This is a genomic window from Martelella mangrovi (assembly GCF_040545495.1).
Lineage (GTDB): Bacteria > Pseudomonadota > Alphaproteobacteria > Rhizobiales > Rhizobiaceae > Martelella > Martelella mangrovi.
Genome location: NZ_JBEPLY010000015.1, coordinates 115,416 through 123,053, shown reverse-complemented (window position 1 = coordinate 123,053; position 7,638 = coordinate 115,416). Strand labels below are relative to the sequence as shown.

The 7,638-nt window shown below is 61.2% G+C and carries 7 protein-coding genes; 3 read left to right on the top strand and 4 right to left on the bottom strand.

Annotated features, from left to right (window positions below; all coding sequences use genetic code 11):
* Positions 1–301 precede the first annotated feature (301 nt).
* Both cysK and ABID12_RS18195 read right to left on the bottom strand, forming a co-directional pair.
* Positions 302–1,270 (bottom strand): cysteine synthase A, encoded by a 969-nt coding sequence (gene cysK / locus ABID12_RS18200; RefSeq protein WP_354435533.1) that lies wholly within the window; start codon positions 1,268–1,270, stop codon positions 302–304.
* Between the two features lie 168 nt (positions 1,271–1,438).
* Complete coding sequence (locus ABID12_RS18195; RefSeq protein WP_354435532.1) at positions 1,439–2,707, bottom strand: MgtC/SapB family protein; 1,269 nt, start codon at positions 2,705–2,707, stop codon at positions 1,439–1,441.
* A gap of 169 nt (positions 2,708–2,876) precedes the next feature.
* Between ABID12_RS18195 and ABID12_RS18190 the strand changes: the two genes are divergently transcribed.
* Positions 2,877–3,509 carry a LysE family translocator gene (locus ABID12_RS18190; RefSeq protein ID WP_106311867.1) on the top strand — a complete coding sequence of 211 codons (633 nt, stop codon included), beginning with the start codon at positions 2,877–2,879 and terminating at the stop codon, positions 3,507–3,509.
* 12 nt (positions 3,510–3,521) lie between these two features.
* Here ABID12_RS18190 and ABID12_RS18185 read toward each other — a convergent pair whose 3' ends face one another.
* Both ABID12_RS18185 and dut read right to left on the bottom strand, forming a co-directional pair.
* Positions 3,522–4,415 carry a GNAT family N-acetyltransferase gene (locus ABID12_RS18185; protein ID WP_354435531.1) on the bottom strand — a complete coding sequence of 298 codons (894 nt, stop codon included), beginning with the start codon at positions 4,413–4,415 and terminating at the stop codon, positions 3,522–3,524.
* A 4-nt stretch (positions 4,416–4,419) separates the two neighbouring features.
* Positions 4,420–4,866, bottom strand: a complete 447-nt coding sequence (gene dut / locus ABID12_RS18180; RefSeq protein WP_354435530.1) for a dUTP diphosphatase — start codon at positions 4,864–4,866, stop codon at positions 4,420–4,422.
* A 308-nt stretch (positions 4,867–5,174) separates the two neighbouring features.
* On the opposite strand from dut, the gene ABID12_RS18175 reads away from it, so the two are divergent.
* Both ABID12_RS18175 and ABID12_RS18170 read left to right on the top strand, forming a co-directional pair.
* Positions 5,175–6,758 (top strand): peptide chain release factor 3, encoded by a 1,584-nt coding sequence (locus ABID12_RS18175; RefSeq protein ID WP_354435529.1) that lies wholly within the window; start codon positions 5,175–5,177, stop codon positions 6,756–6,758.
* A 9-nt stretch (positions 6,759–6,767) separates the two neighbouring features.
* Entirely contained in the window at positions 6,768–7,637 is an 870-nt protein-coding gene (locus tag ABID12_RS18170; protein WP_354435528.1) for an NAD(P)-dependent oxidoreductase, read from the top strand.
* Position 7,638 lies beyond the last annotated feature (1 nt).

Below are 7,638 nucleotides of genomic sequence, written 5' to 3'. Positions count from 1 at the left end.
CAATGGTCGCTGCCATCAGAAAGCTCATAACAATCCTCAACGCCATCGCAAAAACAGACCCTGCTTTCAAAACATAAAACCACGGTTGCTTGACCGGAGGATCCATGTGCCTCTCCACATACGAGACCTGTCACCGGTCTGATGACCGGAGCCATAAAGCCCAATCTTTTCCTGCCGCAACCAGACTGGATGCCCGGGTCAAGCCCGGGCATGACGCAGAGTATGTGGGACGGTCTATAAATAAACAGAGCGCGGGAACATTGCCCCGCGCTCGTAAGGATAAATCCGTAGGGCTGAAAACTTACTGCCCCAACCCTTCAAACAGCGCCGTCGACAGATAACGTTCGGCGAAGGACGGGATGATGATGACGATGTTCTTGCCTTCGTTTTCCGGGCGCGAGCCGACTTCGATGGCAGCCTTCAATGCAGCACCGGAGGAAATGCCCACCGGCACGCCTTCCAGACGCGCCACTTCGCGCGCCAGCGCAAAGGCATCGTCATTTTCCACCTGAACCACTTCGTCATAGACCGAGGTATCGAGAACGCCCGGCACGAAACCGGCGCCGATGCCCTGAATCTTGTGCGGAGCGGGCGAACCGCCGGACAGAATCGGAGAAGCGGCGGGCTCAACCGCGATCACCTTCACCTCCGGCTTCTTCTGTTTCAGCACCTGGCCGACACCGGTGATCGTGCCGCCCGTGCCGATGCCGGAGACGAAGAAATCGACGTCACCCTTGGTGTCGTTCCAGATTTCTTCCGCCGTGGTGTTGCGATGAATTTCCGGGTTTGCCGGGTTTTCGAACTGCTGCGGAATAACCGCGTTTTCGATTTCGGCAGCCAGTTCCTCGGCCTTGGCGACCGCACCCTTCATGCCCTTGGGCGGCTCTGTCAGCACCAGTTCGGCCCCCAGCAACGCCACCATCTTGCGGCGCTCGATGGACATCGATTCCGGCATGGTGAGGATCAGGCGGTAACCCTTGGCGGCTGCGGCAAACGCCAGCGCGATACCGGTATTGCCGGAGGTCGGCTCAACCAGAACGGACTTGCCGGGCGTGATCTTGCCGGCATTTTCCAGCGCTTCGATCATCGCAAAACCGATACGATCCTTGACCGATGCGATCGGGTTGAAGAATTCGAGCTTGGCCAGAAGATTGGCCTTCACGCCCTTTTCCTTCGCCAGCTTGTCGAGGCGGACAATCGGCGTATCGCCGATGGTTTCAAGGATGGAGGAATATACTTTCCCGCGTCCGGGCTTGCCGTTCTGTTCCATATTGATAGCTCCCTGAATGAGTTATCTTCTAGGTAGGGTCCGGCGTGAGGAAATTCGAGGTACGAAACTGTAACCCGGCCGCATCTTACAGAACGTCATTCCAATTACGGGCCGTTTGATGGAACAGGATTTCAACAGCCCGTCACAGCACGGCAGAATTGCCGTTTGTCACGTCGAAAACGCCAGAAAAGCCCAGAAGCACACGCCGCCGATGACAATCACGGCAAGCGTCACAAGCGCCAGCAGCCTGCCATAGGCACGCGAGCCGCTGCCATAGGCCAGCACGACCTTGGTCACCAGATTGGAGACCGCCGCCAGAAGAACCGCGACGGCCGCCGTTTCAACAGGCACGGAATCGCCTGCCAGGTGCGCGGTCGAAAGCGTGATCGCATCGAGATCGGGAATGCCGGAGACCAGCGCGATGATGACGATGCTGGAAGGCCCGAGAAGCTGTACCAGCAGTTTGGCGCTGAAACTGACCACCCCCAGCAAGGCCCCGAAGCGCAGCACCGACCAAAATTCGAACGGGTTGGAGAGGTGCAGGTCGGCCCTGGTGTCCGCTGCCTTCCGTCTGCCATTCAGAATGAAACTGGCGACAACGAAGGCGGCAAGCCCCGGTGCCAGCGCGAAGGCAAGCGGCTTCAGCAGAACCGGCGCCACCGCTACGGCGATCACGAAACAGCGCACCAGCGAAAGCCCGCCGGCAATCGATGCCGCGCCTGCAAGCTGGCGCGAAAGCGGCGGCTGGGCCACGGAAATGCGGGCAAAGGAGAGCGTCGTTGCCGTCGATGACACGATGCCGCCGGTGGCGCCGGCAAACAGGATGCCGCGCTCCGGCCCCGCCACCCGCATGGCCACATAGCCGGCATAGGAAAGCGCCGCGATCATGATCGTCATCAGCCAGACGGCAAACGGATTGAACCCGCCCCACGGATCAATCGCCCGGTTCGGCAAAAGCGGCAGCGCCACGAAGCTCATGGTCAAAAGCACCAGTGCCGAGCGCAGCTCCACCCACGTCATGGTCCGCAAAAATCCATGCAGGCTGTGGCGGGCGGCCAGAAGCACGGTGGTTACCACCCCGCCCGCGGCCGCAAGCCGCATATCGCCGGTTGCCGAGACAACGCCAAGCGCAAAGACGACAAGCGCTGCGACAATGCCGGTGACGCTGAAATCGCCCCGGGGTGCGGCGGCGCGGTATTCGAAAACGACAAAGGTAATCACCAGCGCCACAGCAAGCGCTGCCGGCAGGGCTGTTCCCATATTTGTCCCGATATACCCGGCGACCCCGCCCAGAAGCCCGACAAGCGCGAATGTGCGGATACCGGCCACGCGCTCGCCGTCGGCCATATCCCGTTCCTGCCAGCCGCGTTCGATACCGGCCAGAAGACCGATCGCCAGCGCCAGACCGATCCGCTGAAATGCTTCCGTCATATCCATGAGCAAGCCTCCGGAAAATGCGCGGCCGCAAGCCACCTGCCCTGCCCGCAAAAGACTAGCGCATCGACTGGTAAAACGGAATTGGAAATGAAGGCACTGTATCCCGCGCCACCGGGCTTGCCATCGCCCCGCAACCGGCTAAAACCTGAAGCGCAACAAGGAAACAGCCATGCCCGAACCGCATCATCTTCTGGCCTTTATGCTTATCGCCCTTGCCATGGTGATGACGCCGGGCCCCAACATGATCTACCTGATCTCGCGCTCGATCTGTCAGGGCGCCACGGCCGGACTGGTCTCGCTTGCCGGTGTCGGGCTGGGCTTTGTCATCTACATGCTGTCGGCGGCATTCGGTCTGACGGTTCTGCTGCTGGCGGTTCCCTTTGCCTATGACACGATCCGGCTTCTGGGCGCCTGCTATTTGCTTTACCTCGCCTGGAACGCGGTCAGGCCCGGCGGCCAGTCGGCTTTCGCCGTGCGCAAACTGCCATCGGACAGCATCCGCAAGCTCTTCGTCATGGGGCTGGCAACCAACCTGCTGAACCCGAAAGCGGCCGTTCTGTATCTGTCGCTTCTGCCGCAATTCATCGACCCAGAACGCGGGCACATCCTGTCGCAGACGCTGGTTCTGGGCTTTGCACAGATCGCCGTCAGCCTGGCCGTCAACACGCTCATCGTGCTTGGCGCCGGCGCCATTGCCGTGTTTCTGGCAAACCGGCCACTCTGGTCGCGCATCCAGCGCTATCTGATGGGAACGGTCCTCACCGGCCTTGCCGTACGGATGGTTTTCGAGGCGCGGCGCTAGGCCCCTGCCGTATCAAAACTCCGCAAGCGGGGTAAAACCGACAGGCGACTGTTCTAACTGCTCGGCCAGTGAGGCCGACGCCATCAGATAGACATGCGGGTCGGCAACAGCTTCGGCCTCCGCCCATTGAAGCCGGTCCGGGCTGAACCGCGTTTCCACACAGGAACAGGCTGCGCCAAGAGCCGCGCAGATTTCGCCCAGCGGCGGAATTTCTGCCGAAACGACATCGAAAACGATTAGCTTCTCCGCTTCCTGTCTCCAGGCGACAATCGCCTTCTGCCGGGAAAGATAGCTCAGCGTTATTTCATCGCGCTGCCACCAGGCATTCAGCAGAAAAAGCGCTTTCATTCCTGTCACGGCAAAGCGCCCGGAAACGGGCTGACGTATATCGAGCATGGCTGAAACACGATGCAGGTCCGCTGGCCTGTCGAGAGACAATGCCTGACAGGCAGGGCCATCCGCCGATGACTGTGGCATTGCGCCTCGAAACCCGAACATACGCACCGATCGCAAACCGTAGGGCACATAAAGCGCCGGCTTGTCCGTCAACAGAATATCGGCTTCATGGCCGGTCTGGCGCGCATGGGTGAAGGCACGTTGCATCAGGTCGCGGTAAAGGCCGCGACCGCGATAGGCCGGACTTACGGCCCCGGACTGATAGGCGGCAACTCTCATCGTCCGGCCATTCACGGCAAGCGGCATGGAAAATACCGAGAAATTGGCGACGCACCGGCCTTGCGCATCGAAGTATCCGAACGGCATGCAGGTCGGGTCGACCCCGCCAAGCCACTGCATCGGCCTGATATCGATGCTGAATATGTCCTGCAACAGCACCGCCAGCGCCTCAAAGGCGTCCGGCTCACCGAAATAGCCTTGCCGGAATATCAGGTCACGACCGCTTGGCACCGTATCACACGCCCGTCGAGCCGAAGCCGCCTGCGCCACGCGCCGTGTCCGTCAGGTCGTCGACAACCGTCACCGGCATCTGCGTGACCGGAGCGATGATGACCTGGGCGATGCGCATGTCGCGCTCGATGGAAAAGTCCTTATCGCCGAGATTGACGAGAAGCACCTTCACCTCGCCGCGATAGTCGCTGTCGATAGTGCCGGGCGTGTTGAGGCAGGTGATGCCGTGTTTGAAGGCAAGGCCCGAGCGCGGGCGGATCTGCGCTTCATACCCTTCCGGGATTTCGAAGATGAAACCGGTCGGCACCAGCGCACGCTCGCCGGGTGCAAGCGTGAGCGGCTCACCGGCGGCAACAGCGGCGCGGATATCCATGCCGGCCGAACCGGTGGTTTCATAGGCGGGCGGTTCGATGCCGTCGGCATGTTCAAGGCGCTTCAGTTTCAGTGTCATTTTGTTTTCCGTATCTGTTGCGGTTCCGGCCTTTTGCCAGCCCCATCTCCCCTACTCCGTCATGCTCGGGCTTGACCCGACATCCAGCGGCCTTCCGGCGTGGGTGCGCGTGTGTGGATCCTCGGGTCAAGCCCGAGGATGACGCCGGAGTGAGTGGAAGGGCTGCAACACAAAACCAACATTGGTCATGAGCCCTGCAAGGCCAACATCAATCTCGCCAGCACCATTGCCACCGAGCGGCAACGGGTCAATTGCATCTTGCCGCCCAAATCGCTAGATAGGCGTCAATCAACAGGATTTAACAATCAATGCCCGAGACCATTGCCGAGGCCGTTGCCCGCCGTCGCACCTTCGCCATTATTTCCCACCCGGATGCCGGTAAAACCACGCTGACGGAAAAGCTGCTGCTTTTCGGTGGTGCCATTCAGCTGGCCGGTGAGGTGAAGGCCAAGAAGGACCGTATCCAGACACGGTCCGACTGGATGAAGATCGAGCGCGAACGCGGTATTTCGGTGGTCACTTCGGTGATGACTTTCGAATATGAAGACACCGTCTTCAACCTGCTCGACACGCCCGGCCATGAAGATTTTGCCGACGACACCTACCGCACGCTGACGGCGGTGGATGCGGCCATCATGGTCATCGACGCGGCCAAGGGTATCGAGCCGCGCACGCTGAAGCTCTTTGAAGTCTGCCGGATGCGCGACATCCCGATCATCACCTTCGTCAACAAGATGGACCGCGAGGCCCGTGACACGTTCGAGATCATCGACGAGGTGGCGGAAAAGCTGGCGCTTGATCCGGTTCCGATGACGTGGCCCATCGGTCAGGGCAAGAGTTTTGCCGGCACCTACCACCTGCGTGAAAGCGCCGTGCGCTATGGCGACAGCGAGCGCGAGCTGACAAAGGTGAACGGCCCGGAAGTGGTTTCCGAAAAGCTTCCGGAACACGAACGGCAGGACTGGGCCGAGATGGCGGAACTGGCCATTGACGGCTATCCGGTGTTCTCGAAGGAAGCCTTTCTCGAAGGCCATATGACGCCGGTCTATTTCGGCTCCGCGCTTCGCAACAACGGCGTGCGCGACCTGATCCATGCCTTGTCCGAGTACGGCCCGCCGCCGCGCGCGCAGGTCGCCGATACCCGCACCGTGGAAGCCACCGACCCGAAGATGAGCGCCTTCGTTTTCAAGATCCAGGCGAATATGGACCCGAACCACCGCGACCGCATCGCTTTCGCGCGGGTCTGCTCGGGTGAGCTGAAGCGCGGCATGAAGGCCCGCCTTGCCCGCACCGGCAAGCAGATGGGGCTGACGGCGCCGCAATTCTTCTTCGCCTCGCAGCGCCAGTTGGCCGATACGGCTTACGCCGGCGACGTCGTCGGCATTCCGAACCACGGCGCGCTGCGCATCGGCGATACGCTGACCGACGGCGAAGCGCTGGTATTTCAGGGCGTTCCGAACTTCGCGCCGGAAATCCTGCGCCGCGTACGTTTGGAAGACGCCATGAAGGCCAAGAAGCTGAAGGAAGCTCTGCAGCAGATGGCCGAGGAAGGCGTGGTGCAGCTGTTCACCCCGGAAGACGGCTCACCGGCCATCGTCGGCGTCGTCGGCGCGCTGCAGCTCGATGTGCTGAAGGAGCGGCTGAAGGCGGAATACGGCCTGCCGGTCTCCTTCGAGATGGCACGTTTTTCGATCTGCCGCTGGATTTCGGCGGAAAAACCGGCAGAGCTCGAAAATTTCATCTCATCGCACCGCGGCGATATTGCCCGCGACCTCGACGGCGATCCGGTATTTTTGGCGCAGGACGGGTTTTCGCTCAACTACGAGAGCGAGCGCGCACCGGAGATCAAGATGATCGCCATCAAGGAATATCATCAAGCCAAGGCTGCCTAGGGAGACGTCATGAGCGAGAAGGAAACAGTCGGCATCTGTGGTGCCGGACGCATGGGGTCGGCCATGGCGCGCCGACTGGCCTCTGCCGGTTTTGAACTGGTGTTGTGGTCGCGCAGCGGCGTTCCCGATGAACTGCTGAGCGAGACCGGCGCCCAGAAGGCCCACAACCCGGCAGCCCTTGCCGGCAAGGCCGATATCATCATCACATCGCTGATTGACGATGATGCGGTGGAAGACGTGCTCACCGCAATGATGACCACATCCCTGCCCGGCAAGCTGGTCGCCGAGATGTCCACCGTCAGCCCGAAGACGCTCCGCCGCTTTTCCGAGCCGATCAAGGCCAAGGGCGGCAGTGCCATCGACGCCCCGGTCTCCGGCGGCCCGGAACTGATCGCGGATGGCAAGGCGGGCCTTTATATCGGCGGCGCCAACGCCGATTTCGCCCGTTTTCACCCCGTCGCCATGGCGCTGTCGGACAGGGTTCACCATGCGGGGTCTCTGGGCATGGGGGCGGCCGCCAAGGTCGTCAACAACATGATGCTGTGCGGCTATTGGGAAGTGCTCAAGGAAGCGCTCCTGACCGGGCGCGAAGCCGGACTTCCGGTCGAAACCATGTTGGAAATCCTGCTGACCAGCCCCGGCGCATCACCGGCGCTCAGAGGCCGTATTCCGCGCATTCTCGGTGAAGACAAATCGGTCGGTTTTCCCGTCAGGGGCGCGCTCAAGGATGCGACGCTGTTTGCACGCGTCGCCGACAGTTTCGGCATCGAGACGCCCGCTATCGACGCCGCCGTGAAGAGTTACACGCACTGCCTTGAAGCCGGTCACGGCGACGAGGACCTGTCCGCCATGGTGCGCACGGCGCTGGAAAAGAGCTGAG

Bases quoted from the DNA above. Each gene is read 5' to 3' on its own strand.
- cysK (WP_354435533.1), bottom strand. From the start codon at position 1,270: ATGGAACAGAACGGCAAGCCCGGACGCGGGAAAGTATATTCCTCCATC.
- ABID12_RS18195 (WP_354435532.1), bottom strand. From the start codon at position 2,707: ATGGATATGACGGAAGCATTTCAGCGGATCGGTCTGGCGCTGGCGATC.
- ABID12_RS18190 (WP_106311867.1), top strand. From the start codon at position 2,877: ATGCCCGAACCGCATCATCTTCTGGCCTTTATGCTTATCGCCCTTGCC.
- dut (WP_354435530.1), bottom strand. From the start codon at position 4,866: ATGACACTGAAACTGAAGCGCCTTGAACATGCCGACGGCATCGAACCG.
- ABID12_RS18175 (WP_354435529.1), top strand. From the start codon at position 5,175: ATGCCCGAGACCATTGCCGAGGCCGTTGCCCGCCGTCGCACCTTCGCC.
- ABID12_RS18170 (WP_354435528.1), top strand. From the start codon at position 6,768: ATGAGCGAGAAGGAAACAGTCGGCATCTGTGGTGCCGGACGCATGGGG.